The organism is Roseobacter sp. AzwK-3b (assembly GCF_000170875.1).
Classification (GTDB): domain Bacteria; phylum Pseudomonadota; class Alphaproteobacteria; order Rhodobacterales; family Rhodobacteraceae; genus Roseovarius; species Roseovarius litoreus.
Genome location: NZ_ABCR01000007.1, coordinates 49,726 through 76,208, shown reverse-complemented (window position 1 = coordinate 76,208; position 26,483 = coordinate 49,726). Strand labels below are relative to the sequence as shown.

At 60.0% G+C, this 26,483-nt stretch carries 26 protein-coding genes; 24 read left to right on the top strand and 2 right to left on the bottom strand.

Features of this window, described 5'->3' with window-relative positions:
* The first annotated feature begins 25 nt into the window (after positions 1-25).
* The 3 genes from RAZWK3B_RS13165 to RAZWK3B_RS13155 are packed head-to-tail and all read left to right on the top strand — an operon-like array spanning position 26 to position 3,453.
* Positions 26-991 carry an ABC transporter permease gene (locus tag RAZWK3B_RS13165; RefSeq protein ID WP_007815904.1) on the top strand — a complete coding sequence of 322 codons (966 nt, stop codon included), beginning with the start codon at positions 26-28 and terminating at the stop codon, positions 989-991.
* Between the two features lie 10 nt (positions 992-1,001).
* The gene (locus tag RAZWK3B_RS13160; protein WP_007815903.1) at positions 1,002-1,841 is read left to right on the top strand and encodes an ABC transporter permease; all 840 of its coding nucleotides are present in this window, start codon (positions 1,002-1,004) and stop codon (positions 1,839-1,841) included.
* A 1-nt stretch (position 1,842) separates the two neighbouring features.
* On the top strand, positions 1,843-3,453 hold the full coding sequence (locus tag RAZWK3B_RS13155) for an ABC transporter ATP-binding protein (RefSeq protein ID WP_007815902.1): 1,611 nt from the start codon (positions 1,843-1,845) through the stop codon (positions 3,451-3,453).
* A 116-nt stretch (positions 3,454-3,569) separates the two neighbouring features.
* Here the strand turns inward: RAZWK3B_RS13155 and RAZWK3B_RS13150 are convergent, their stop codons facing one another.
* Both RAZWK3B_RS13150 and RAZWK3B_RS13145 read right to left on the bottom strand, forming a co-directional pair.
* Positions 3,570-4,469, bottom strand: coding sequence for a response regulator transcription factor (locus RAZWK3B_RS13150; protein ID WP_007815901.1), 900 nt, complete (start codon positions 4,467-4,469; stop codon positions 3,570-3,572).
* 1 nt (position 4,470) lies between these two features.
* Entirely contained in the window at positions 4,471-7,797 is a 3,327-nt protein-coding gene (locus RAZWK3B_RS13145; protein ID WP_007815900.1) for a hybrid sensor histidine kinase/response regulator, read from the bottom strand.
* 226 nt (positions 7,798-8,023) lie between these two features.
* On the opposite strand from RAZWK3B_RS13145, the gene urtA reads away from it, so the two are divergent.
* The 21 genes from urtA (at position 8,024) to RAZWK3B_RS13035 (ending at position 26,297) form a co-directional block, all read left to right on the top strand.
* Positions 8,024-9,295 (top strand): urea ABC transporter substrate-binding protein, encoded by a 1,272-nt coding sequence (gene urtA / locus RAZWK3B_RS13140; protein ID WP_007815899.1) that lies wholly within the window; start codon positions 8,024-8,026, stop codon positions 9,293-9,295.
* 83 nt (positions 9,296-9,378) lie between these two features.
* Positions 9,379-10,305 carry an urea ABC transporter permease subunit UrtB gene (urtB, locus tag RAZWK3B_RS13135; protein WP_007815898.1) on the top strand — a complete coding sequence of 309 codons (927 nt, stop codon included), beginning with the start codon at positions 9,379-9,381 and terminating at the stop codon, positions 10,303-10,305.
* 12 nt (positions 10,306-10,317) lie between these two features.
* Positions 10,318-11,439, top strand: coding sequence for an urea ABC transporter permease subunit UrtC (gene urtC / locus RAZWK3B_RS13130; protein ID WP_007815897.1), 1,122 nt, complete (start codon positions 10,318-10,320; stop codon positions 11,437-11,439).
* A 27-nt stretch (positions 11,440-11,466) separates the two neighbouring features.
* Positions 11,467-12,216 (top strand): urea ABC transporter ATP-binding protein UrtD, encoded by a 750-nt coding sequence (gene urtD, locus RAZWK3B_RS13125; RefSeq protein ID WP_007815896.1) that lies wholly within the window; start codon positions 11,467-11,469, stop codon positions 12,214-12,216.
* 12 nt (positions 12,217-12,228) lie between these two features.
* Positions 12,229-12,918 carry an urea ABC transporter ATP-binding subunit UrtE gene (gene urtE, locus RAZWK3B_RS13120; RefSeq protein ID WP_007815894.1) on the top strand — a complete coding sequence of 230 codons (690 nt, stop codon included), beginning with the start codon at positions 12,229-12,231 and terminating at the stop codon, positions 12,916-12,918.
* Positions 12,919-12,944: 26 nt separating this feature from the next.
* Positions 12,945-14,174, top strand: a complete 1,230-nt coding sequence (gene fmdA, locus RAZWK3B_RS13115; protein WP_007815892.1) for a formamidase — start codon at positions 12,945-12,947, stop codon at positions 14,172-14,174.
* Positions 14,175-14,238: 64 nt separating this feature from the next.
* On the top strand, positions 14,239-14,571 hold the full coding sequence (locus RAZWK3B_RS13110) for an FmdB family zinc ribbon protein (RefSeq protein WP_007815890.1): 333 nt from the start codon (positions 14,239-14,241) through the stop codon (positions 14,569-14,571).
* Between the two features lie 287 nt (positions 14,572-14,858).
* The gene (locus RAZWK3B_RS13105) at positions 14,859-15,653 is read left to right on the top strand and encodes an urease accessory protein UreD (RefSeq protein ID WP_007815888.1); all 795 of its coding nucleotides are present in this window, start codon (positions 14,859-14,861) and stop codon (positions 15,651-15,653) included.
* Positions 15,654-15,656: 3 nt separating this feature from the next.
* Positions 15,657-15,959 (top strand): urease subunit gamma, encoded by a 303-nt coding sequence (locus tag RAZWK3B_RS13100; RefSeq protein WP_007815886.1) that lies wholly within the window; start codon positions 15,657-15,659, stop codon positions 15,957-15,959.
* 25 nt (positions 15,960-15,984) lie between these two features.
* A complete protein-coding gene (locus RAZWK3B_RS13095) occupies positions 15,985-16,170 on the top strand; it encodes a hypothetical protein (protein ID WP_007815884.1) in 186 nt (61 codons plus the stop codon).
* Positions 16,167-16,472 carry an urease subunit beta gene (locus RAZWK3B_RS13090; protein ID WP_007815882.1) on the top strand — a complete coding sequence of 102 codons (306 nt, stop codon included), beginning with the start codon at positions 16,167-16,169 and terminating at the stop codon, positions 16,470-16,472. The genes RAZWK3B_RS13095 and RAZWK3B_RS13090 overlap by 4 nt, the downstream gene beginning before the upstream one ends.
* On the top strand, positions 16,472-18,232 hold the full coding sequence (gene ureC, locus RAZWK3B_RS13085) for an urease subunit alpha (RefSeq protein ID WP_007815880.1): 1,761 nt from the start codon (positions 16,472-16,474) through the stop codon (positions 18,230-18,232). The genes RAZWK3B_RS13090 and ureC overlap by 1 nt, the downstream gene beginning before the upstream one ends.
* Before the next feature lie 9 nt (positions 18,233-18,241).
* Entirely contained in the window at positions 18,242-18,715 is a 474-nt protein-coding gene (locus RAZWK3B_RS13080) for an urease accessory protein UreE (protein WP_007815878.1), read from the top strand.
* Positions 18,705-19,352, top strand: coding sequence for an urease accessory protein UreF (locus RAZWK3B_RS13075; RefSeq protein WP_007815876.1), 648 nt, complete (start codon positions 18,705-18,707; stop codon positions 19,350-19,352). Before RAZWK3B_RS13080 ends, RAZWK3B_RS13075 begins: the two co-directional genes overlap by 11 nt.
* Entirely contained in the window at positions 19,349-19,993 is a 645-nt protein-coding gene (ureG, locus tag RAZWK3B_RS13070; RefSeq protein WP_007815874.1) for an urease accessory protein UreG, read from the top strand. Before RAZWK3B_RS13075 ends, ureG begins: the two co-directional genes overlap by 4 nt.
* Before the next feature lie 380 nt (positions 19,994-20,373).
* Positions 20,374-21,651 carry a tyrosine-type recombinase/integrase gene (locus RAZWK3B_RS13065; protein ID WP_007815872.1) on the top strand — a complete coding sequence of 426 codons (1,278 nt, stop codon included), beginning with the start codon at positions 20,374-20,376 and terminating at the stop codon, positions 21,649-21,651.
* A 3-nt stretch (positions 21,652-21,654) separates the two neighbouring features.
* Complete coding sequence (locus RAZWK3B_RS13060; protein WP_157132255.1) at positions 21,655-22,602, top strand: hypothetical protein; 948 nt, start codon at positions 21,655-21,657, stop codon at positions 22,600-22,602.
* A gap of 68 nt (positions 22,603-22,670) precedes the next feature.
* On the top strand, positions 22,671-22,928 hold the full coding sequence (locus tag RAZWK3B_RS13055) for a helix-turn-helix transcriptional regulator (protein ID WP_007815868.1): 258 nt from the start codon (positions 22,671-22,673) through the stop codon (positions 22,926-22,928).
* Positions 22,929-23,052: 124 nt separating this feature from the next.
* Positions 23,053-24,069, top strand: coding sequence for a ParB N-terminal domain-containing protein (locus RAZWK3B_RS20275; protein ID WP_007815866.1), 1,017 nt, complete (start codon positions 23,053-23,055; stop codon positions 24,067-24,069).
* 249 nt (positions 24,070-24,318) lie between these two features.
* On the top strand, positions 24,319-25,896 hold the full coding sequence (locus RAZWK3B_RS13040) for a DEAD/DEAH box helicase (RefSeq protein ID WP_007815863.1): 1,578 nt from the start codon (positions 24,319-24,321) through the stop codon (positions 25,894-25,896).
* Entirely contained in the window at positions 25,893-26,297 is a 405-nt protein-coding gene (locus RAZWK3B_RS13035) for a hypothetical protein (protein WP_007815861.1), read from the top strand. Before RAZWK3B_RS13040 ends, RAZWK3B_RS13035 begins: the two co-directional genes overlap by 4 nt.
* Positions 26,298-26,483: the final 186 nt, after the last annotated feature.

The window sequence follows — 26,483 nt, the reverse complement described above, 5'->3', positions numbered from 1 at the left end:
CCAGATATCCGGGCAGAACAGTCACATGACACTTCTCTCCGCCATTTTCGGGCGTGCCGCAAAGGCGGCGGTCACGCTGTTGCTGATCGTCGTTCTGAATTTCTTTCTCATTCATGCCGCCCCGGGCGATCCGGCGATGGTCATGGCGGGCGAGGCAGGGGCTGCCGATGAGCAATTCATCGCCCAATTGCGCGAGCGGTTCGGGCTGGACCAGCCGCTTTACGTGCAGTTCTGGAATTATGTCTCGGGGGTGGTGCAACTGGATCTGGGGTATTCCTACCGTCAGCAGATGCCGGTGCTGGACCTGATCCTTGACCGGCTGCCGGCAACGCTGCTTCTGACGCTCACGGCGTTCGGCATGTCGCTGCTGTTGGGGATCGTGTTCGGTCTGGCGGCGGCGGCCCGGCAGGGCCGTTGGGGGGATTCGGCGATCACCTCGATTGCGCTGCTGTTTTATGCCACGCCGCTGTTCTGGGTCGCGCTGATGGCCGTGGTCCTGTTTTCCGTCAAGCTCGGTTGGTTCCCGGCCTTCGGCTATGGGACGGTGGGCGCCGATCTGAGCGGGCTCGATCTGGTGCTGGACCGGTTGCGGCACCTGTTCTTGCCGGCGCTGACGTTGGGGCTGTTCTTCATGGCGGTCTATCTGCGGATGACGCGATCCTCGGTGCTGGAGGTGAGCCAGATGGATTTCGTCAAGACCGCCCGCGCCAAGGGCCTTGGCGAAGGGGTGATCCGGCGGCGTCATATCCTGCGCAATGCGCTGTTGCCGGTGGTCACGCTGGCAGGTCTGCAGGCGGGGCAGCTGGTGGGCGGCGCGGTGCTGACCGAAACGGTCTTTGCCTGGCCCGGTATCGGACGGCTGATGTTCGAAAGCCTGACGGCACGAGATTACAACACGCTTCTGGGGGTGTTTCTTGTGTCGGCGGCGATGGTCATCGCCTTCAACATCATCACCGATATCGTCTATCGGCTGATCGATCCGCGGATATGAGGAGGCACGCATGATGGATTTCCTCAAACGGTTTTCACGCAACCGGGGCGCCGTGATCGGAGCGGTGATCCTGATTACGGTGGTGCTGCTCGCAGTTCTGGCGCCGCTGCTTTATCCCGAGAGCCCGTGGAAGATGGTGCAGCGCCCGTTCCTGCCGCCGTTCAGCGTGGAGGGATTTCCGCTTGGCACCGACACGCTGGGGCGCGATGTCGCCTCGGGGCTGGTGCATGGCGCGCGGGTGTCGCTGATCGTTGGGCTCGTGTCGACGCTGGTGGCGCTGCTGATCGGTGTGCCGCTTGGGGCGTTTGCGGGCTTTTATGGCGGTCTGGTCGATGATGGCGCGATGCGCTTTACCGAGTTTTTCCAGACGATCCCGAATTTCGCGCTGGCGATCGTGCTGGTGGCGATCATGGAGCCGACCCTGCCGACGATCACGCTGGCCATCGCGATTGTCAGCTGGCCACCCGTCGCCCGACTTGTGCGCGCCGAGGTGCTGTCGCTGCGCAAGCGCGAATTCGTGGATGCCGCAAGACTGGCTGGGCTTTCGAACACGCGCATCCTTTTCGGGCATATCCTGCCCAATGCGATGTCGCCGATCATCGTGATGGCCTCATTGATGGTGGCCACGGCCATATTGCTGGAAAGCTCGTTGTCGTTTCTCGGTCTGGGCGATCCCAATATCATGAGCTGGGGCTACATGATCGGGGCCGCGCGCACGGTGATCCGCAGCGCATGGTGGCTGAGTTTCATTCCCGGCGTGGCGATCCTTTTGACGGTGCTGGCGCTGAACCTGATCGGTGAAGGGCTGAACGATGCGCTCAATCCGCGACTGGCCAGAAAGGGACGCTGAGATGGAGCCTGTCCTGAAAATCCGCGATCTGGCGATTTCCTTGCCGCCCGGTGCGGACCGCGGCTTTGCGGTGCAGAATATCGACTTCGATCTGGGTGCCGGAGAGATCCTGTGTGTGGTGGGCGAATCCGGGTCTGGCAAGTCGATGACCGCCAATGCGCTGATGGGGCTCTTGCCGGATCAGGTGGAGGTGGCGCGCGGCACCGCCCATTTCGAGGGGCGCGACATGCTTGCCCTGCCCGATCATGAGCGGCGCAAGCTGCGCGGCGACCGGATCGGGATGATCTTTCAGGAACCGATGACCGCGCTCAACCCGCTGATGCGCATCGGCGATCAGATCGCCGAGGTCTTTGAGGCCCATAACCGCCATACCCCGTCCGAGCGGCGCGACAAGGCGCTGGCGCTGATAAAGGAGGTCGGGCTTCCCGATCCTGAAAAGATCATCCGCGCCTATCCCTTCCAGTTGTCGGGCGGGCAAAGACAGCGGGCGATGATCGCCATGGCGCTGGCGCTGGACCCGGCGATCCTGATCGCGGACGAACCGACCACGGCGCTGGATGTGACCACGCAGGCGCAGATTCTGGAACTTATCAAGACGATCCAGCATCGGCATGGCATGTCAGTGATGTTCATCACCCATGATTTCGGCGTGGTGGCGGAAATCGCCGACCGTGTGATCGTGATGCGGTATGGCGAGATCGTGGAACAGGGACCGGTCGCCGAGGTTCTGAAAACACCGCAGCACGCCTATACCAAGGCGCTGTTGGAGGCGATCCCGTCGGATCATGTTCCCAGCCCCGAGCCGGTCTCGGGTCCGGCGGTTCTGGAGGTGCGCAATCTGCGCAAGACCTTTGTCACCTCGGGCGGGCTCTTTCGGCCCAAGCGCAGCGTGACGGCGATCGACGATGTGTCCTTCAGCATCGCGCGCGGCGAGGTTCTGGGGATCGTGGGCGAATCCGGGTCGGGAAAATCCACCGTGGGCCGTGCCATCGTGCGGCTGGTCGAGGCGGATTCGGGCGAAATCCTGCTGGATGGGCAGAACATGACAGCCCTGAGCGCCGATGAGCTGCGCCGCGCGCGCAGGCGGGTGCAGATGATCTTTCAGGACCCTTATGCCTCTCTCAATCCGCGCAAGACGATCCTGCATGCGCTTTGCGAAGGACCGATCGTGCAAGGCGCGCCGCGCGACAAGGCCCATGCGCGCGCCCGCGAATTGCTGGAGATCGTGGAGCTGGATGCCGGCGCCGCAGACCGCTATCCGCATGAGTTTTCCGGCGGCCAGCGGCAGCGCATCGGCATCGCGCGCGCGCTGGCGATGGACCCGGATCTGATCATCGCCGACGAGGCGGTGTCGGCGCTGGATGTGTCGATCCAGGCGCAGGTGCTGGAATTGCTGCGCGATCTGCAAAAGCGGCTGCATCTGTCGCTGATGTTCATCACCCATGACATGCGGGTCGCGGCACAGCTTTGTGACAGGGTGGCGGTGATGCAACGCGGCAAGCTGGTGGAAATCGGGCCGGTGGCCGAGGTGTTTCTCAACCCGAAGGCCGAGTATACCCGCAACCTTTTAGCCGCCGTGCCCGGCACCGACTGGAACCGGGGGGCAGCCTGAGCGGATTGTGGGTGCTGACCGGGGTATGGCGCCCTGCCCTCGCCTATCGCGGTTCGGGTCAAGGTGGTCGAGATGCTTGGACCGGACGGGATGAACCGGCAGCACACCGTCAGGCTTTAGCCTTCGCGCGCCAGAACACGATCCGCCAGAACGGCGGCGGAGGTTCTGTTATCGACCCCCATCTTCTGAAACACCTGTTCGAGATGCTTGTTGACCGTTCGCGCACTCAGATCGAGGATTGCGCTGATGTCGCGATTGGTCTTGCCAAGGGTCAACCAGAATAACACTTCGGATTCACGCGCTGTCAGATCGAAGGCAGCGCGCAGCTTCTCTTCGTTGCTGGCACCCTCAAGCAGGGTGATCTTGACCAGATAATCGCGGGCGATCGAAACGCCAACGAAATGAAAACTCGTCGCCCCATGCGCGTATGGCGCGATTGCCGACAGGGGATTTTCGACGCAGCCCGCGATCCATCCCTTGAGCTCGGTCATGGGGATATCGCCCGCGATAGATGAAAAATAGCCAAGCGCCTTTTGCGAGCCCCAGGCCAGCTCACCCTGCTGATCGAAGGCAAGAATGGCCCGGCCACAGGAATCCAGCGCATCACGCGCGCTTTGAATGAGCTTGGAATTAACGATATGCGTGCTCAGACGCGCGATCATCTCATCCAGTTCGACGGGTTTGGTGATGTAGTCAACGCCCCCTGCACGCAGCCCTTTCACGATATGTTCCTGATCGCTGAGCCTGGTCATGAAGATGATTGGGGCAAGGACCGGATTGGGCCCGAATTTGAGTGCGCGGCAGGTCTCGAATCCGTCCATCTCGGGCATTATGGCATCCATCAGGATCACATCGGGCTGCACCCTGTGCGTCAGATTGATCGCCGACCGCCCGTCGCGCGCCACAAGCACTGTCATGCCATGGCTTTCCAGTGCCGCGGAGACCATCCCGAGAGATTCCGGGTTATCATCCACCACCAGCGCGATACTACGGGTCTCAAAGTCACTGGGGTTCATGTCACGCCTCTTCCAAATATGTCACGATCCCCTCCAGATCGAAGACGTCGATACGGTCCTGCAGCGCTTGCAATAGCTCGGGCGGGGCTGACCGGGTCAGCTTCAATTCCGCCAGCTTGCTGCGCAACGCACTGGCATGACCGATCAGCGCATGGGAGATCAGCGTCTCCCGATCCGGCAGGGACAGGGGTTTGAAGGTTTGTTCAGTGTCGGAATCCTGATCTTCCAGGATCAACTTGATTTTCAGCAACTCGGCGATCTGAAGCAGCAGATCGTCGAGATTATACGGCTTGGCGATGAAGGCGTCGTGCAGTCCTGTATCGAAAGCTCCGTGCCCCTCATCATTGGCGTGGCCCGACACCATCACGATCGGAATGTTGCGGTGCGGGCCGTCGCGTAACTCCCGTGCCAGAGACCAGCCATCCTGATCGGGCATGTCGATGTCCAGCAAGAACATATCCGGCGTCGTTTCTTTCAAAAGAGCCTGCGCGATCTTGGGACCGGAGGCCGCGATCACGAAAAACCCAAGCCGGCTGAGATAGCTTTCGGCGAGCGCCAGATGATCGAGATCGTCATCCACCACGAGAACGGTCTTGCGTTGACCCTCATATCCGATCACCGGAAGCGAGGGGGCATCGGCGGCCACGTCGTTGCCATCGAACACGCTTGGCAAGATCGACGGCAGCATCATGCGCACCCGAAAGGTGCTGCCCTGCCCCGGCGCGCTGGTCACATCGATATCGCCGCCCAGAATTTCAACCAGCAGTTTCGTGATCGTCAGCCCCAGCCCCGATCCCGGGCCGCTTGTCTGGCCTGCACGCTCGAAGGGGCGCCAGATGCGGGTCATGTTATCGGGAGATATGCCGATCCCTGTATCGGCGACCGTAATGATCGCCACTTCGTTGCGATAGGTCAGATCGAAGCTCACGACACCGCTATCGGTATAGCGGATCGCGTTGGACAAAAGATTGATGATGATCTGGCGCAACCGCTTTTCATCGGTTCCCACCAATGTGGGCAGAAAGCCATGGGTCGTCACCCTGAAGTCGATGCCTTTTTTGCGCGCCTCTTCCTGAAAAATCGACGCCACCTGCTTGACGAACATACGCAGATTGACCCGGTCACGGGTAAGGTCGAGCCGTCCTGCCTCGATCCGGGAGATGTCCAGAAGCCCTTCGATCAGACCGGCGAGATGCTCGCTCGAGCGTCGGATGCTGGTGATCGACGGACGCCAGGGCGCAAGGCCCGGATCTTTCTCCAGCAATTGCGCAAAGCCGTAGATCGCATTGAGCGGCGTGCGCAATTCATGGCTGAGGCCGGTCATGTAGCGTGTCTTGGCAAGATTGGCGGCCTCGGCTTTTTCCTTGGCCTCTTGCAGAGCGCGGTCGGTGCGATCATGGGCGCGGATTTCCTTTAGCAGGCGATCCGTCTGGCGTTTGGCTTCGGCGCGGGCGTTTTGCTGGCTTTCTCCGATCAGAATGAACATCCAGACGAAAATCCCGATCCCGATCAGGACCGTCCCGAAAATGATCGTCAGGATCGCATCGAAGTTCTGCGCGCCCGAAACCGAGCGGATGGCCACCAGCAACGCACCGAACGCGCCCGACAGAACCAATGTCCAGATCAAGAACCGCGACATGCGCGACATGAGCGCCTTGGCGACCTGCGGGGAAAATCTGCGGTCGAGCACGTCGCGCACGGAATTGTCCAGCCGGGCATGGGGCTTGCAATGATCATGGCAGGCCGTATCCAGCGTACAGCACAGCGAACAGATCGCCCCTTGATGAAAGGGGCAGTCGCTCATGTCTTCGGCATCGAACCGGTATTCACAGACCCGGCACTGCTGCAGGCCCTTGGGACGCGGTTCATCGTCAACGCGGGCGAGGTAATATTTCCCACCCGTGGCGAAGGCGATCACCGGCGCCAGCACGAAAGCGGTGCCAAGCGCGATGAAGGACGAAAACGCCTGAGCCCCGGCGCCCAACACGCCCGAGAACGCCACCAGCGACAGGATACAGGCGCAGATCATCGACCCGATGCCGACCGGGTTCACATCGTAAAGATGCGATCTGCGAAACTCGATTCCCTTCGGACTTAGGCCAAGGGGCTTGTTGACCACCAGATCGGCCACCAGCGCCCCGATCCATGCCACGGCGACATGGGAATAGAGCGACAGGATATGTTCCAAACCGCGAAACACCCCCAACTCCATCAGCATCAGCGCAATGGCGACGTTGAACACCAGCCAGACCACCCGCCCCGGATGGCTTTGGGTCAGTCGCGAGAAAAAGTTCGACCATGCGATCGACCCGGCATAGGCGTTGGTGACGTTGATCTTGAGCTGCGACAGGATCACGAACACGCCGGTCAGCGCGAGGATGACACCGGGCGAATCGAGGACTTGATCGAAAGCGACGTAATACATGCGCGTCGGATCCGTGGCTTCATCGACGGGGACGGAATCGCGCAAGGCCAGCGTCACCAGATATGAGCCCGCCACCATCTTGATGACGCCGAGAACCGACCAGCCCGGCCCTGCCGCGAGCAAGGCCAGCCACCACTTGCGCCGCTCTTGGCGGCTGCGCGGTTCCGGCAGAAAGCGCAGGAAATCGACCTGTTCGCCGATTTGCGCGATCAGCGAGAAGATCACCCCCGACGCCGCGCCCAACATCAAAAGCCGCGAGCTGTCGGGCACGTCGGAGGCGCCCGCAAAGCTGGTCCAGCCGTCGATATCATAGCCGACCAGAGCCAGCAGAACGAAGGGCAGGATATGCAGCAGGACCCATAAGGGCTGGGTCCATGTCTGGAAGGTGGAGATCTTGGAAAACCCGTGGATGACCAGAGGGATCACGATCAGCGAACTGCCCACATAGCCAAGGAAAAGCGGTATCCCGAGACAGAATTCCAGCGCCAGCGCCAGGATCGCCGCCTCGAGCGCGAAAAAGATAAAGGTGAAAGAGGCGTAGATCAGCGATGTGATCGTGGACCCCAGATATCCAAAGCCGGCCCCCCGGGTCAGAAGGTCGATATCCAGACCGTGCCGCGCCGCATAATAGGAGATCGGCAAACTGGTCAGAAAAAGGATCGCCCCAACAAGCATGATCGCCGCGATGGCGATGTCGAACCCGTAAGTGACCGTGATGGTCGCGCCAATCGCTTCGAGCGCCAGAAACGAGATCGAGCCGATCGCCGTATTGGCGACCCTTGCATAGCTCCAGCGACGGGCTCGCCGCGCGGTGAAGCGCAGGGCGAAATCTTCCATCGTCTCATTGGCCACCCAACGATTATAGGTGCGCTTTTCGCGCGTGGCCTTCAATGCCGTGACCATCCTCGGAGCCTTCCGCCGCTCTGGTTTTTTTGCGGCGCGCCTACCCTGATGCCCGATGGGTCAGTTGGTTTTACCGCTTCTGTTCGCGGGGTTGAGGATACTGCTCGAAACGCGCACTGGAATACGTCATTCGACGTATACTGCACTGCAGCATTTCACGACATCCTTTTCACAAGCGGGCACCAAGGCAATCGCCCAAAAATTTATCACCCGAAAAGGAGCCACCATGTCTGAAGAGAATTCCACCCCGAAATCCAATGGCGTGTCGCGCCGCGCGGTCCTTGCCGGCGGCACGGCGCTGACTGCCTCGCTGTTCATGCCCAAAGGCCTCAAAGCCTCGGATTTTCCGACATCCGCGGTGAACACCACCGGCCTTGCGGTGACCGACGACACCGTGACGATCGGCATTCTTCACTCTGTCACAGGCACGATGGCGATCTCGGAAACAGGATCGGTTCAGGCCGAGAAACTGGCGATCGAGCAGATCAACGCCCAGGGCGGCATCCTTGGCCGGAAGATCGAGTATATCCAGGAAGACGGCGCCTCGGATTGGCCGACTTTCGCGGAAAAGGCCCGCAAGCTTCTGGTCAACGACAAGGTCGCGTCGGTCATGGGCTGCTGGACCTCGGCCAGCCGCAAAGCCGTGCTGCCGGTGTTCGAACAGCATAACGGGTTCCTTTATTACCCGACCTTCTACGAGGGTCTCGAGCAAAGCCCCAACGTCATCTACACAGGCCAGGAAGCAACCCAGCAGATCATCGCCGGGCTCGACTGGGTCAACCAGACCAAGGGCGCGAAGTCGTTCTATCTGCTGGGGTCCGATTACATCTGGCCGCGCACATCGAACAAGATCGCCCGCAAGCATATCGAGAACTTCATGGGCGGCTGTGAAGTCGTCGGCGAGGAATATTACCCGCTCGGCCACACGCAGTTCAACTCGGTCATCAACAAGATCCGCCTGCGCAAGCCGGACGTGATCTATGCGATCGTCGTGGGCGGCTCGAACGTGGCTTTCTACAAGCAGTTGAAGGCGGCCGGCATCGACCTGACCGAAGAAGCCCCCCTGCTGCTGACGATCTCGGTGACCGAGGACGAGATCCGCGGCATCGGCGGCGAGAATATCGAAGGCGCCTATGCCTGCATGAAATACTTCCAGTCGCTCGACAACCCCAACAACATCGAATTCGTCAAGGCATTCAAGGAGATGTGGGGCGACGACATGGTGATCGGCGACGTGACGCAGGCCGCCTATCTGGGTCCGTGGCTGTGGAAAGCCGCCGTCGAGGCCGCCGGCAGTTTCGATGTCGACAAGGTTCGGGCGGCAAGCCCCGGGATCGAACTGACCACGGCGCCCGAAGGCTATGTGAAGGTGCATGAAAACCACCACCTGTGGTCCAAGACCCGCGTTGGCCGCGCACAGGCGGATGGACAGTACGAGGTGGTCTTCGAGACGGCCGAGCTGGTCGAACCGAACACCTTCCCGGAAGGCTACCAGTAAATAGGGGTTACTCCCCGCGCGGTCCGGGTTCCATTGTCCGGGCCGCGCATCTTTCCCCTTTCAACCGACCGTCGGAGGCACGCATGTTTGCCGATTATTCCATGTCCGAACTGGGCGCGATTTTTGCGATGCAGGGGTTCGCCGGGCTCATTCTCTTTTCCGTCTTCGTGCTCATGGCGCTCGGGCTTGCCATCATCTTCGGGCAGATGGGCGTCATCAACATGGCTCATGGCGAATTCATGATCCTCGGGGCCTATGTCACCTATATCATGTCCAATATCTTCGCCGATTACATGCCCGCCTTGTTCGGGATGTATTTCTTTGTCGCGATGATATTTGCGTTCCTGGCCTCTGGCGCGCTTGGGCTGTTTATCGAGTGGGCGCTGATACGCCATCTCTACAAACGGCCGCTCGACACGTTGCTGGCAACCTGGGGACTGAGCCTCATTCTGCAGCAGATCTATCGCAGCGTCTTTGGCGCCCGCGAGGTGGGCGTTTCGATCCCGGACTGGATGATGGGCTCGCTTCCGCTGACCGACATGATCGAAGTGCCGATCAACGGTATTTTCGTGATGATCCTCGCTGTTACCATCAGCTTTGGCGTCTGGATCATGATGTATCGCTCCAACTGGGGCAAGCAGGTGCGCGTGATCAACCAGAACCGGGTGATGGCCGATGCCGTGGGCATCAACACCGCCTGGACCGACAGGCTGACCTTCGGGATCGGCTGTGGTGTGGCGGGCGTGGCCGGATCGGCCTTCACGATGATCGGCTCGACCGGTCCGACCGCGGGCCAGCTTTACATCGTCGACACCTTCCTTGTGGTGGTCTTCGGCGGTGCCGGCAGCCTTCTGGGCACCATCGCCAGTGCGTTTTCCATCAGCCAGGCCCAGTCGATCATGGAGTTCTTCCTCTCCGGCTCGATGGCCAAGGTTCTCACCCTTCTGACGGTCGTCGGCATCCTGATGATCCGCCCGCAGGGTCTCTTTACCCTCAAGCTGCGCAAGTAAGGAGACACGGTCATGAAATCCACCTTCCTGTCGCGTTCGGAACTGATCGGTTTCGCCATTCTAGCGCTGATCATCTTCATAGCCCTGCCGATGGCGCTGGACAGCTTCCGCCTCAACCTCTTCGGCAAATATCTCACCTACGCCTTCGTCGCGGTCGGCCTTGTGCTGTGCTGGGGCGCAGGCGGTATTCTGAGCCTGGGACAGGGCGTGTTCTTCGGGCTTGGCGGATATTGCATGGCCATGTTCCTCAAGCTCGAAGCGTCGACGCCTGAGAACACCTCGATCCAGTCCACCCCCGGCATCCCGGATTTCATGGACTGGAACCAGCTGACCGAGTTGCCGATCTGGTGGCAACCCTTCCATAGCCTTGCCTTTTCGCTGTTCGCGGTGGTCGCGGTGCCGGTCTTCTTTGCCTTCATCATCGGGGTCGCCATGTTCAAGCGGCGCGTTGGGGGCGTGTATTTCGCGATCATCACACAGGCTTTCGCCGCAATCCTGACCATCCTCATCATCGGGCAGCAGGGCTATACCGGGGGCGTCAACGGCATCACCGACCTGCGCACGCTGTTGGGCTGGGACATCCGCACCGACGAGGCCAAGGAGGTGCTCTATTACGTCAATGGCGCGCTGCTCTTCGTGGTTCTGTTCATCGCGCAATTCGTGCGCAAGTCCAAGCTGGGCCGGCTGCTGATCGCGATGCGTGACCAGGAAGATCGCGTACGGTTCTCAGGCTATGACGTGGCCGGCTTCAAGATCTTCATCTTCTGCCTTGGCGCGGCCTTCGCAGGGATTGGTGGCGCGATGTTCACGCTGCAGGTGGGCTTCATGTCGCCCACACTGGTGGGGATCGTGCCGTCGATCGAAATGGTGATCTTCTGTGCGGTCGGTGGTCGTCTTTCGATCCTCGGCGCGGTCTATGGCGCGTTGCTGGTCAACTGGGCCAAGACCTCGTTCTCGGAAAGCTTTCCCGAGCTGTGGCTCTTGGGTCTTGGAGGCCTGTTCATCGCCGTGGTCATGCTGTTTCCGAATGGGCTGGCCGGCATCTGGAGCCAGCATATCGAGCCACGCCTGAAGGCCTTGTTCGGACCGCGCGGCGCACCGAAATCCGCCAGCCAAAGCACCCCGGCCGAATAGGCCCATCGATCCAGAAGGAAACGACAGATGAATGTGCCCAACGAACGCTTCATCCTCAAGGTCGAGGGGCTGACCGTGTCCTTCGACGGGTTCAAGGCGGTGGATGATCTGAGCTTCTACGTCGAACCCAACGAATGCCGGGTCATCATCGGCCCGAACGGCGCGGGAAAGACCACGGTGCTCGATCTGATCTGTGGACGCACGCGCGCCACCAGCGGCAGCGTGACGTTCAAGGACAAGGAATTGCTGACCATGCGCGAGGACCAGATCGTTCATGCCGGCGTCGGGCGGAAATTCCAGACCCCTTCCGTCTACGAGGATCTGACCGTCTTCGAAAACCTCGAGCTGAGCTATCCAAAGGGTCACGGCGTCTTCGGGGCTCTGGCGTTCCGGCGCGACGACAAGGTGCGCCACCGCATTCAGGAGATCGCCGAGACGATCTTTCTCGAAGATCTGCTGGAGGAAAAGGCCGCGTTCCTCAGTCATGGCCAGAAACAGTGGCTGGAGATCGGGATGCTGCTGATCCAGGACCCGGAACTGCTGATGCTGGACGAGCCTGTTGCCGGCATGTCGGTCGCCGAACGCAAGAAAACGGCCGAGCTGCTGAAACGGATCATCGAAGACCGCTCCGTCATCGTGATCGAGCACGACATGGGATTTGTCGCCGATATCGCCACGCGCGTGACGGTTCTGCATCAGGGCAAGACCCTGTCGGAGGGGTCCATGGAACGCGTTCAGAGCGACCCCAAAGTCATCGAAGTCTATCTGGGCCACTGAAGGGGTACCGTCATGCTGAACATTCAAGACTTGCGCGCCGCCTATGGGGCCAGCGAGGTACTGCACGGGATCGACTTCAAGGTCGAACCCGGCGAGATTGTCGCGATCATGGGCCGAAACGGCATGGGCAAGACCACGCTGATGAAGACCCTGATGGGCATCGTGCCTGAAAAAAGCGGCACCATCACCGTGGGCGACACGCCCGTGACCGGCCTCAAATCGCACCAGCGCGTGGCGCGTGGCATCGCCTATGTCCCTCAAGGGCGGATGATCTTTTCCGCGATGACCGTACAGGAGAACGTGGAAACCGGGTTGACCGTGACTGGTCAGAAAACCGTGCCCGAGGAAATCTACGAGCTTTTTCCGGTGCTTTTGGAAATGAAGAACCGGCGCGGCGGCAACCTGTCCGGTGGCCAGCAACAGCAATTGGCCATTGCCCGGGCGCTGGCCTCGAACCCCAAGGTCCTGCTGCTCGACGAGCCGACCGAGGGCATCCAGCCATCGATCATCCGCGAAATGGCCCGAACCCTGCGCCAGATCCGCGACAACAAGGGGCTGTCGATCGTCGTTTCCGAACAGGTGCTGAGTTTTGCGCTGGACGTGGCCGACCGTGTGGTGGTGATCGAAAACGGCAATTTCGTCCATGACAGCCCCCGCGCGGGCATCGACGAGGCCAAGGTCTCGAAATTCCTATCTGTCTAAACCCCAAGCAATACTGGGAGATACCCATGTCCAACACTCTGATCTCAGTCAATCTGTCGGAAGATCCGCACACCAATGAAAATGTGCATAACCGCTGGCATCCGGACATTCCGATAAATGTCTGGGTCGAACCCGGCGACGATTTCAAGATCGAGACCTATGATTGGACAGGCGGTCAGATCAAGAACAACGACGACGCCTCGGACGTGCGCGACGTGGAACTGGAACAGGTGCATTACCTCTCCGGCCCAATCGGCGTCAAAGGGGCCGAGCCGGGCGATCTGCTGGTGGTCGACATTCTTGATATCGGCGCCAAGGAAGAGATGCTCTGGGGGTTCAACGGCTTTTTCTCGAAAAAGAACGGTGGCGGTTTCCTGACCGAGCATTTTCCCGAGGCACAGAAATCCATCTGGGATTTCGACGGCATGTTCACCAAGTCGCGCCACGTGCCGGGCGTCAAATATGCGGTCCTGATCCATCCGGGTCTGATCGGCTGTCTGCCCGATCGCAAGATGCTGGACATGTGGAACAGCCGTGAAACCAAGCTGTTCAACACCGATCCCGAGCGCGTGCCGCCGCTGGCCGCCCTGCCCAACACCCAGGCCGCACATATGGGGGCCATGAAGGGCGAGGCGCGCGACAAGGCCGCGGCCGAAGCTGCCCGCACCGTGCCGCCGCGCGAACATGGCGGCAATTGCGACATCAAGGACCTCAGCCGAGGCTGCAAGATCTATTTCCCGGTCTATGTGGACGGCGCGGGCCTTTCGATGGGCGATCTGCATTTCAGCCAGGGCGACGGCGAGATCACCTTCTGCGGCGCCATCGAAATGGCGGGCTGGCTGCATCTGAAAGTCGAGCTGATCAAGGACGGCATGTCCAAATACGGAGTGAAGAACCCGATTTTCAGGCCGTCGCCGATCACGCCGAAATACGACGACTACCTGATCTTCGAAGGCATCAGCGTCGATGAAAGCGGTGAACAGCATTACCTCGACGTGCATGTCGCCTATCGGCAGGCCTGTCTCAATGCGATCGAATATCTCAAGAAATTCGGATATACTGGCGCGCAGGCCTATGCGATCCTTGGCACCGCGCCGGTACAGGGGCATATTTCAGGGGTGGTGGACATCCCCAATGCCTGCGCCACGCTCTGGCTGCCCAACGATATCTTCGAATGGGACATGATGCCGAACGCGAACGGGCCGACGAAATATCTCGACGGCAGCATCGATATTCCGCTCGCCCCGGATCTCTGAACGCATCCCGAAAACCAAAGCCGGCCCCTGACAGGGCCGGCCACATAGCCTGAGGAGAGATGACGTGCCCCTTTACGAATATATGTGCGATGCCTGCGGCCCGTTCGAGGAAATCGCCCCGATCAGCCAGTTTTCCGATCCCTGCGACTGCCCGGATTGCGGCGCGACATCGCCGCGCGTTCTTCTGTCCGTGCCAAGACTGGCCACCCTGTCCAGCGGCACCAGACGCGCGCATGAAACGAACGAGCGCTCGGCCGACAGCCCCAAGCGATCCTCCCATGGTCCGGGCTGCGGATGCTGCGGCGGGTCCGCGAAAAAGAAGAATTCGAAAACGCTCTATCGGCCGGACGGATCGAAAAGCTTTCCGACCAAGCGCCCTTGGATGATTTCGCACTAAACCGGGTTGCGCCGCGCTGTGTCGCAACAGCGTCGGCCAGACGGGGTCGGGAGCGTGCGGCGCCCGCCCCCGTCACTATCGCGACCTTGACCGTTCCGCCCCCCCAGTAAGATTCCAAAACGGGTATTTTCCACGCACTTCGCCTAATTACTGAGCATGACCCGCTCAAAAGGATACCCAATGATCAGCGCGCCTCTCGCACGCCGCCGCCGCATGGTGAAGATGACGCACAACACCTTTCGCGGAGCATCGCCATAACCCTGCAGCCTTCAAATCTTCGCGGATCGTTGCAACCACGTGCGCGCGGCGAAATCGTCCTGTCGTCAAAGCATGCAGGCGGGCGCAGCGCGATCGATGGATTGCGCCAGTCCGGTGCGTTCAAGGCGGTGTTTCCCCGAACCCGCGATCAGCTCGAGTGCATCGTCGTCAACACGGCAGGCGGTTTGGCGGGGGGCGACCGGTTCCAGCTGACCGCTCACGCCGGAGAAGGAACCCGGCTCAGCTTGACGACACAGGCGGCGGAACGCGCCTATCGGGCTTTGCCGGGCGAAACGGCGCATGTGCGCACGCGGCTGAGCGTTGCCAAGAACGCCCTTCTGCATTGGCTTCCACAGGAGTTGATCCTTTTTGACGGCTGCGCAATCGACCGCCGGCTGAGCATCGATCTGGACGCGGGGGCACGACTGCTGATGGTCGAGCCGGTTATTTTCGGACGCGCCCTGATGGGCGAACAGGTGACCCAAGGCAGCTTTCGCGACCGGATCGAGGTGACGCGGGATGGCAGCCCTCTCTATCTGGACGGCATTTCGCTGTCGGGCGATATCGCGGCTCAGCTGTCGCGCCCGGCGGTAGCCGCAGGGGCCGCCGCCATGGCCAGCCTGCTTTATGTGGCGCCCGACGCCCCTTCCCGTCTGGCCCAGGTCCGCGAATATCTGCCCGCGACCGGCGGGGCCGGACTTCTGAACGAAACCACCCTGACCGTGCGGCTGGTAAGCCCGGACGGGTTCGAGTTGCGCAAACATCTTTTGCCGATCCTAGATGCGCTGAGCGATGCATCCCTGCCCATTTCCTGGAGATTGTGATCCATGAACCTGACGCCCCGAGAGAAAGACAAGTTGCTGATTGCCATGGCCGCCGAAGTCGCCCGCAAGCGCCTTGCGCGCGGCGTTCTGCTCAACCACCCCGAGGCGATCGCGCTCATCACCGATGCTGTCGTCGAGGGCGCGCGCGACGGGCGCAGCGTCGCCGACATGATGGAAGCCGGCGCTCAGGTCGTCACCCGCGAGCAATGCATGGAGGGCGTGCCCGAAATGATCCACGACGTGCAGGTGGAGGCCACCTTTCCCGATGGCACCAAGCTTGTGACCGTTCATAACCCGATCCGCTGATCCTGCCAAAGAAGGAGACATCCCTATGCTGCCCCTTGTTCTGCCCTTCGTTCTTCTGGCCGCCACGATGCCCGCCGTGGCGGATATCGCGCCCATCGTGCTCGATGATGCGATGCGGTCATGGCTGCCTGCTGCGCTGCTGCTGCTTCTGACATGGACTGCGGTACTGGCTTTGACGCTTCTGCGCGATCTCAGGAAGGTGCCCGCATGATCCCCGGTGAGTTGTTCCCCGCCGAAGGCGATCTGACGCTGAACGCAGGCGCCGAGCAAACCGTTCTGATGGTCGCCAATACCGGCGACAGGCCGGTTCAGGTGGGCAGCCATTACCATTTCGCCGAAGCCAACCCAGCCCTCGATTTCGACCGGGACGCGGCACACGGCCTGCGTCTGGACATCGCCGCTGGCACCGCCGTGCGTTTCGAGCCGGGCCAGCGCCGCGAAGTCACCCTGATCCCGATCTCGGGCGCGCGGCGCATTTTCGGCTTCAACCAACAGGTCATGGGAGATCTCTGATGCCAGCAAGGATCACGCGCGACGCCTATGCCGCAATGTTCGGACCAACCGTGGGCGACCGGCTCAGGCTGGCCGATACCGACCTGATCATCGAGGTCGAACGCGACCTGATAACGGAACGCGCGGGTGCGGCGGTTCATGGCGGCACCGGGCCGAACACGGCGCTGTATGGGGAAGAGGTCAAGTTCGGTGGCGGCAAGGTGATCCGCGACGGCATGGGCCAAAGCCAGATCACGCGCGCGGCGGGCGCGGTGGATACGGTTATCACCAACGCGCTGATCGTCGATCACACGGGCATCTACAAGGCCGATGTGGGCCTTCGCGACGGGCGCATTCACGCCATCGGCAAGGCCGGAAACCCCGACACCCAGCCGGGTGTCGACATCATTGTCGGCCCCGGCACCGAGGCGATTGCCGGCGAGGGCCGTATCCTGACCGCAGGTGGCTTTGACAGCCATATCCACTTCATCTGCCCGCAGCAGATCGACGACGCGCTGCATTCCGGCCTGACCACGATGCTGGGCGGCGGCACCGGTCCCGCGCATGGGACGCTGGCCACGACCTGCACACCGGGTCCGTGGCATATCGGGCGCATGCTGCAGGCGGCGGATGCCTTCCCGATGAACCTGGCATTTGCTGGCAAGGGCAATGCCTCATTGCCTGCAGCCTTGGAAGAACAGATCCTGGCCGGGGCCTGCGCGCTCAAGCTGCATGAGGATTGGGGCACGACGCCGGGCGCCATCGATTGCTGTCTGGGGGTTGCGGATGCGCTGGACGTGCAGGTGATGATCCACACCGATACGCTGAATGAAAGCGGCTTTGTAGAAAACACCCTTGCCGCCATCAAGGGCCGCACGATCCACGCCTTTCATACCGAGGGTGCGGGCGGCGGGCATGCCCCGGACATTATCCGCATCTGCGGCGAGGACCATGTCCTGCCCTCCTCGACCAACCCGACGCGCCCGTTCACCGTCAACACGCTGGAAGAGCATCTCGACATGCTGATGGTCTGCCACCATCTCGACAAGTCGATCCCCGAGGATGTGGCCTTTGCCGAAAGCCGCATCCGCCGCGAAACCATCGCCGCCGAAGACATCCTGCACGACATGGGCGCCTTTTCGATCATTGCGTCGGACAGTCAGGCGATGGGCCGTGTGGGCGAAGTGATCATCCGCACATGGCAGACCGCCGATAAGATGAAGAAACAGCGCGGCAGGCTGAGTGACGAGACCGGCGAGAACGATAACTTGCGTGTCCGCCGCTATATCGCGAAATACACGATCAATCCCGCCATCGCGCACGGCATCGCCCACGAGATAGGCAGTATCGAGATCGGCAAGCGTGCCGATCTGGTCCTGTGGAACCCGGCCTTTTTCGGTGTGAAGCCCGAGATGGTCCTTATGGGTGGCAGCATCGTCATGGCGCAAATGGGCGATCCCAATGCCTCGATCCCGACGCCGCAGCCGGTCTACAGCCGGCCGATGTTCGGCGCCTATGGCCGCTCGGTCGAACATTCCGCCGTCACCTTCGTCTCGGAAGCCGCACAAGCCGAAGGCATCGGCGCCTCTCTCGGGCTGGCCAAGCGCACGCTTGCGGTGCGCAATACACGACATATCGGCAAGAAAGACCTGATCCTGAACAACGCCACGCCCGATATAGAGGTCAATCCCGAAACCTACGAAGTGCGCGCCGATGGCGAATTGCTGACCTGTCAGCCCGCCGAGGTTCTGCCAATGGCGCAACGCTATTTCATGTTCTGAGGGACCCAGATGCCGACACTTCCCATTGCACAGCGCCTGATCCGGAAAGGCCATTGGTCGGGACCGGCCGAGACCTGCACGCTGGATTACGACGGGCGCTTTCTGCGCCGCAAACGTCTAAGCACCGATGACGGGCGCGATTTCATCGTCGATCTGGCGCAAAGCACATCAATGGATGACGGCGACACGCTTGAGCTTGAGGATGGCAGCCGGGTGGTGATCCGTGCCGCAGACGAGGAGGTGATGATCGTCACCGGCCCAGATCTGCCCCGGCTCGCCTGGCATATCGGCAATCGGCACACGCCCTGCCAGATCGAGGCGAACCGCCTCGTGATCCAGAACGATCCGGTGATCGCTCATATGCTGGAGCATCTGGGTGCCAGCATGACATCGGCCCGCGCGCCCTTCACCCCCGAAGGTGGCGCATATGGCCACGGGCGCACCCACGGGCATGACCACGGGGCCAGCGCACATGCCCATTGACCCCGGCCTCTTGACGCTGTCGCAATGGCTGTCGCCAAGCTATCCGCTTGGAAGCTTCGCGTATTCGCACGGGCTTGAAACCGCGATGACGCAAGGGGCGGTGCATGACGCCGGCAGCCTGCAGCTCTGGATGGAGGATGTGCTGGCTCACGGCTCGGGGCGGGCTGACGCCGGGTTTCTCTGGCGGGCTTATCGCGCCGAAAAGTGTGCGGATATCCTCAGGCTTGATGCGGAAGCGCGCGCCTTCGCGTGCTCGCAGGAACGACAGCGCGAAGCGCAGCGACAAGGCTCGGCCTTTGTGCGTACGACCAATGCGGTCTGGGGCCTGACCCTGCCGGATGTGGTGCTGCCCGTAGCGGTGGGGCGTGCGGCAGCACTCCAAGGGATCGACGGATATGATGCGGCGGCTCTTTATCTGCAGAGCTTCGCTGCGAACCTGATCCTTGCGGCGGTGCGGATATGTCCACTGGGTCAGACCGAAGGACAAGCCGTGCTCGCAGCCCTGTCCCCCCTCTGCCAGAGGATCGCGCAAGAGACAGCCGAGGCCGAGGCACGCGACCTTTATAGCAATGCATTCCTGTCGGATATCGCATCCCTGCTTCACGAAACCCAGCAACCGAGGCTTTTTCAGTCATGACCACTCTCAATGGCCCTCTGCGCATCGGGATCGGCGGCCCTGTCGGCGCGGGCAAGACAACACTCACCGCGCGCCTTGCCGAGACCCTGAAAACGCGCTTTTCCATCGCCGTCATCACCAATGATATCTACACGCAGGAAGATGCCGAGGCGCTGATGCGGATGCAGATACTGCCCGCCGATCGGGTGCTGGGGGTCGAAACCGGCGGTTGCCCGCATACCGCGATCCGCGAGGATGCCTCGATCAATCTGGCAGCCGTGGCCGAGATGCAGGCACGGCATGCCGATCTCGATATCATCCTGATCGAATCCGGCGGCGACAACCTGTCCGCCACCTTCAGTCCGGAACTGGCCGATTTGACGATCTATGTGATCGACGTGGCCGCGGGCGAAGACATTCCGCGCAAAGGTGGCCCGGCGCTGACACGATCCGACATTCTCATCATCAACAAGATCGATCTGGCCCCGCATGTCGGCGCGTCGCTTGACGCGATGCAGCGCGACGCAATGGCAATGCGCGGTGGCAGGCCATTTTTCATGACATCTCTTCGCAAGGGAACAGGTGTCGATGACGTGGTGGATGAAATCCTCCATCAATCCGGGCTGGACACGGCATCGCTCGAACAGAGTGTCGCAGATTAGCGTCATGTGGCGTGGCGGCAGGGCACTTTGCCCTGTCGGCAGCGGCAGGCACCACACGGATGGTAGGCGCAAAGATCCGTGTAACAGAGCCATGGGCTTGGTCACCCGGCATTTTACGAAGTCGAGCAGGATGCACATGCTACGCGGCAGCGCGCTCTGCCCTGATTGGAAGATATTCAAGGAGACGCTTAGAAAATGGCGGAGAGACAGGGAGCAAAACCATTTAAGAAAGAACGGAGTTTTCAACTACTTATCTAGGGGTAGAAGCCATTTAAGTTCATTTAATACAATTGGTTATTTTGAAGGCTCACGTCATGTGGTTGCATGTTGTGTCACTAAATGGCAGGATATTTATGTATCCATGATGTATCTGTATCTCCATGCCCAGCCTCCCTCTTTCATCCGATGTTGCAATTCGAAAATGGCGTCCATCCAAAGATGGCGAGGCCAGGAGCACCGGTGGTCGCGATGGGCTCTACATCAGAGGTTGGCGCTCGGGCAGCAAGGTTTTCTACTTTCGAACCGAGACGTGGCTTAAGATCGGCGAATACCCCAACACAAGCCTCGCCAAGGCTCGGGAGCTTGCCATCGTTGCAAAGCGGCTCAAGAAGGAAGGCTTTGGGAAGGCCGCATTGGTGCGCGGCTTTGCTAACGCAAAAACGGCGAGTGATCTTGATGGTATCGTGCGTGGGGAAATCCTTTCCGGTCTGGCGTCTGGCGAACTGGTTAGGGTTCTAACCTATGATGAAATGTGGCAGCAGTGGTTCGCGGATGTCGAGCCTACGCTGCAAGCAGGTCCAAGCCGCCGCCGCCCCCGAGCGATACATGAGCAGCACGTCAGCCCAGTCATTGGGACCAGACCTTTGACAGAAATCCGGCGACGAGAGATTTTTGATCTGCTCGCGCCACTTTTCCGTTCAATTCCAGTAACGGCGGGACACGCCCTGGGGCATATCAACAAGGTTTTCGAACTCGCAATTGTTAAAGAGCTATGTGAGGCGAACCCGACCCCACCGCGTGCCAGCTTTCCCAAGCGGATAACGAAGAAAAAGCATCATGGCACATTACCGGCCTCCAAAATGCCTGAACTCTGGGAATGGCTGCAAACCACGAACACCAGCGAGGCTCTCAAGGCTGCCGTTCTCACCGCGATGGTCACGGGGCACCGCATTAGTGTCATCGTCAACGCTGAGTGGGCACATATCGACATGCAAACTGGTGTATGGACGGTTCCGGAGCGCGATGACAAATCGACCCAAGGTCGCATGAAATCTGGGCGCGCCTATTCCTTGAGGTTACCGCAGGCTCTTCTGGACAAGATTTTGTCCCTGAAACCGCAGGAAGACGACTCTCACGCTGCCAAAACAAAATATGTCTTTGCCAGCCCTATGGGCCGTGGCGGGTTGACACCAAACGCTGTTCTGAAATCGCTCAAGCGATTTGATCCAAGCCTGACTACTCACGGCTTTCGAAACGCCATCAAAGAGTTCTGCCGGATCACCGACCCGCCCATCCCTGACCATATTGCCGATGCCTTCTGCGATCATTCACTCAAAGGCCTAGACGCAAGTTATCGGCGGCGTGACACGTCAGAAGAGCGAGCGCAGTTGGCTGAGCGCCTCATGGCATATGTGACGGCAAAATCTTCGCTGGAGTAAACCATGCCTCAATCTGTCGTAACTAAAGAGCGGTATGATGCAGTTGTTGCTATCCTTGAGAAGCAGGCGCGACACCTTCTTGCGCGCGAGGGTCACTTAGGCTCTGGAACGCGGTTTTCAGGTAAATCGCGCATGTCCGATAATGAAGTGTTGGAGCGAGTGCAAAAGTTGCAGAAATCTTTTGCTGAATTGAAAGATGCGATGGTCACCATTATACGCAGGCGACCCAGTCTTTTCCAAAATCACGAAATATGGCCTCAAATAATCGAGATTGAAATAGCCCTTAGTCATGACAGCTTTTTTAAGCTTGCTAATGATGATGTGGAAGCGCGGCTTCTAAGATCACATGATGGGTTCAAAACCATACGGTCTCAGCTAGAGTCTATTTTGCAAAAAGAAGCGGATTGGATCGACCCGACGCTATCCCGGCTCACCAAAGAAGAGATCAAGATCTTAGCCGATACGACCAGTGAGGATCTTGGAGAAGATGGGGATTTTGGAACATACTCCAAAGACCATCTCTATCTTATTGCCCTTCTGACAGGTCTGATCGATCTATCTGACGTCTTATCGTCAGAGGCTCGTTATGTGCTGACTGGCCGCTTTGCCCCGTCGGAAGGGCCAGGCAGACCTACGGCACTCCGTGGCCAAAGATTGACCGTATTTTTATTGGGCATCGCTGAGAGTTTAGGCGCAGATGAGAAAATGAACCTACGGCTTAGCCGCAAGACAAACAGCCCACGACGTAGCGCGGCAGATGCTGTTGCAGAAGCCTTGGCGCGCTGCATGGATGTAAAAAACCCGGTCTCGCGCGCTATCTTGGAGGAGGCCCCCAAGACCTATAATGTGATCGTCCGACGCTTAATTGGCGAAATCAAAAAATCTGAAATATTGCTTAAAGACAGAGAGTTAGGGCAGCGTTTCGCGCGTCGCCTTGAAGGTCGGACATAATTCAATTGGATGCAGAAGAGGGATAATCGTTCGTTTTAGGCTGGTGTCACATCATGGAGTGACACCGCATGAACAACATTCCCGAAAGCCCCGTCGAGAAGGTTTTTGGCCAAGATAAGGCACTGGCGTTTGCGTTGGACATTTCGCCCAGCTCCGTGTGGCGCTTGGTCAAGAAGGGTATCATCCCGCCCCCCGTCAAAGTGAATGGGCTCACACGCTTTGACATGAAGAAATCAGTCGCAGCGTTTCGCGCGGCTGGCGAAGCCAATCAAGGATCTAACCAGTCTCCCGATTGGTCCAGCCTCCAGAATGGGGGCGGATCGTGAGCATGGCTGCGATCGCGCCCGCAAAGTCACCGCACTCAGATGATCTGCCGGTCAAAGGTCGTCCATTTAGTCAATTTTCTGTCTCGCGCTCAACAAGAGAGAACGAATCTAAAGGAGCAGTCGAATGATCGAGATTTCGAAAATCCGCACCGACGGGGGCACGCAGTCTCGCGCGGAAATGAACGAGGATACCGTCGCTGAATACGCCGAGGCTTTGGCGGACCCGGATACCGTTTTTCCGCCTATTGTCGTCTACTACGATGGCAAAGACTATTGGCTGGCCGATGGGTTCCACCGTGTCGAGGCGTGGAAGCGTGTTGGCAGGAAAGAGGTCCCCGCCGATGTGCGCCAGGGCGACCGCCGCCGGGCGATCCTGCACTCCTGCGGTGCAAACTCGACTCATGGCCTTCGCCGTACCAACGCTGACAAGCGCCGAGCGGTTATGACCCTTCTGGAGGATGGAGAGTGGTCACAATGGTCGGACCGTGAAATTGCCCGTCAGTGTGGGGTTTCGCCGCCAACTGTGGCCAAATATCGCGGAGAGATCAGTCGCGCACATCTGTCAAAATTTACAGATAGCGACGAGCGCAAGGTCGAACGCGGCGGGAAAACCTACACCCAGAACACCGCCAACATCGGTAAAAAGTCTAAATCTGACGAAGATCGCGACACCTTGCAAGACCCGAAGCCTGAGGGCATCGGCGCCGACGCGGAAGCTGACGCGGTGGCTGAGAAGGCCAAAGAGCCTGACCCCGCCCCACCGGCCGCAGACCCAGAGCCACCAGCAGAAAAAGAGCCAGAGCATATTCAAAAGCTGCGTCGTGAATTTCGCAAGCTGACAGATAAGGCTCAAGAAGATGATTGGGTGGCACTGCGTCTTTCACACATAGAAATGAAACACGAATTGAAGAAGTGGCAGGAGAAATATAAGGCCCTGTCTGCTGAATATAAGGACATGGCTGAAAGCCGTGATCTTGGCCCAAAGGTCAGCCAGCAGCTCCAGCAGATAGCCACGATCAAAGGCGCACGCGATACCGCCTTGGCCAATGCAGCGAAGTTGCAGCGCCGGGTCAACTTCCAGAGCGACGAAATCAAGAAGCTCCGCCGCCAGCTTGAAATGCAAGAGACGCCGTTGAACTGATGGCGATCTTGTCCCGGATAAAAGCCCATGGCGGCGACGTAATCCAGGACGGGTATCGGTTCCGTCTGCGCAATGGGCGTTTGTCGCCTGATGCGATCGCATGGATCCGTCGGAACTGGCGGAAGGTATGCGCGGAAGTCTGGCCGTTACTTCCCGATTGGGAGGAACGCGCCGCAATCCGAGAGTTTGAAGGACACCAGCCCCGCGAGGTGGCGGAGCGTGAAGCCTACAGGGAGGTTATGGACCGCCATGTATGATTTGTTTCAGCCTCAGAGTTTCAAGGAAATCCGTCTGCGGGATTATCAGGCGCAAGCTATCGAGGCCCTTCGAGACGGGATCCGACGCAAGCTGCGGAGGCAAATCCTTTGCGCCACTACAGGCGCGGGCAAGACCCTGACAAGCGCGCACATGCTGCGCGAGGCCGCCGAACGGGGCTCATACACGCTTTTCATTGTTGATCGGCTGGCGTTGGTGGACCAGACCAGCGCGGTTTTTGATGAATACGGCATACCGCATGGTGTTGTTCAGGGCGATCATCCTAGATGGGCGCCCCGTGAGAACGTCCAGGTGTGCAGCGCCCAGACCTTGGCCCGTCGAAGCCTCCCGCGTGATCCTGATCTTATCATCGTCGATGAATGCCATGTCCTCTACAAAAACACGCGTGAATTTATCGAGGCCAACTCGAAAGCGGTTGTTATCGGGCTGACCGCGACGCCGTTTACCAAGGGCATAGGGAAGCAATACGACGGGATTGTGAACGTCATCCCGACGCGGCAATTGATCGAGCAAGAACACTTGATAGAGCCGACGATCTACGTTGCCAAGTCGCCCGAAGATGCCGCTTTTGGGCTGAACAGCTATGGCGAATTCAGTGATGAAGGGGCCACCAGCGCCGGGATCGAGATCATTGGGGACGTGGTTTCGGAATGGGAGGCCAAGACGCACGAGCATTTCGGCGGGCCGGTCAAGACCATCGTTTTTAGCCCTACCGTGGAGCATGGGCGCAAGCTGTGCGAAGCGTTTGCAGCGGCGGGCTACAATTTCCAGCAGGTCAGCTACATGGACCGCACCGATGAAGAGCAGCGCGAGAAGATTGGCAAGTTTCGGCGCCCAGACAGCACAATACAGGGGCTCGTATCCTGCGGGGTGCTGACGCGCGGTTTTGACGTGCCAGAGGTGCGGATCGGCATATCCTGCAAGCCCTACCGCAAGAGCCTCAGCAGCCACATGCAAGAAATGGGGCGGGTGATGCGCACCCATGCCGAAAGCGGAAAGGACAAGGCTTTGTGGCTCGACCACAGCGGCAACGTCGAACGGTTTGCGCTGGATGTTTACGAGGTCTGGGAGCATGGCGTCGGCGATCTGGATAAGTCCGAAAAGCAGGACAGTAAGCCTCGCGAGCGCAATGAGCAGACGCGCGAAAAGGTGGTTTGCCAGGAATGCAGCGGCGCGCTGAGGGGGAATGTTTGCATGGCGTGCGGCTGGGAAAAGCCGGCACGGTCGAACGTGGTCGTAAAGGATGGCGAGCTGCAAGCCTTCGATATGGCAGCGGCGGCGATGCAGCCCCGCGATGGCCTGCGCGCTGACTGCCTCAAGGAGCCGCGCCGAGTATGGGAAGCTCCATTGCGTTACACCATGGCCAGCACACGCAAGGGCGAGGAGCACGCACGCAAGTGGGCTTATGGGGTATTCCGGGGGGTGTATCCGAATAACAAGCTGCCCGCCGGCTGGTTCCATTCTCCGGTAAACCCGGCCCTTGATCCTCACGCTGACGCGCTGATTGATCGTGAAATCAAGCGCTTCCGTAAGAAGGGGCGTGCAAGATGACCGCGCAGACCCGGATCACCACGCCACAAAGAGCAGATCAAGAGGCGTCGATGCTGGCCATGCGCCGCGCCCTTATGGCTGCGATCGACGCCGCGGATCGTGTGCCTGGCGGGCAAGCGGCCTTGGGCGAGGCATTGTGCGCGGCACTGGATACCGTGGGTGGTGGAGCCCCTGGCTATGCCGCGTTCGGCAACATGCGCGAGGACGCCGCCTTTTGGGCGGACGTGGCCACGCCCATGGAGCTTGAGATATTCGGGGCGGCCGCCTTGAAGCGGATCCAGCGTGCGACCTTCGCACACCGCGCCAGAAAGCGGGTGTTCATGGCCCTTTGGGAGACATTCACCGAGGCTGAGCGCAAGGCGTTCATTCAAAAAGTCACCGCCAGCGCCAAGCCGCCCTGACGGGATCAGCGCCCGGCGCGTCGTCCGGGCACACTCAGGCCATAAGCGTGTTGTGGCGGCCTGAGCGGCATGGGGATGGCAAGGCCCCGACGCAGCGCCGAAAGCCTGCAACATAGGCTCCCCACAGTAGCCCCCGGACGGTGACGGACGGAAGCGAACGAGCAACACGACGCCAGATGCCTTGCC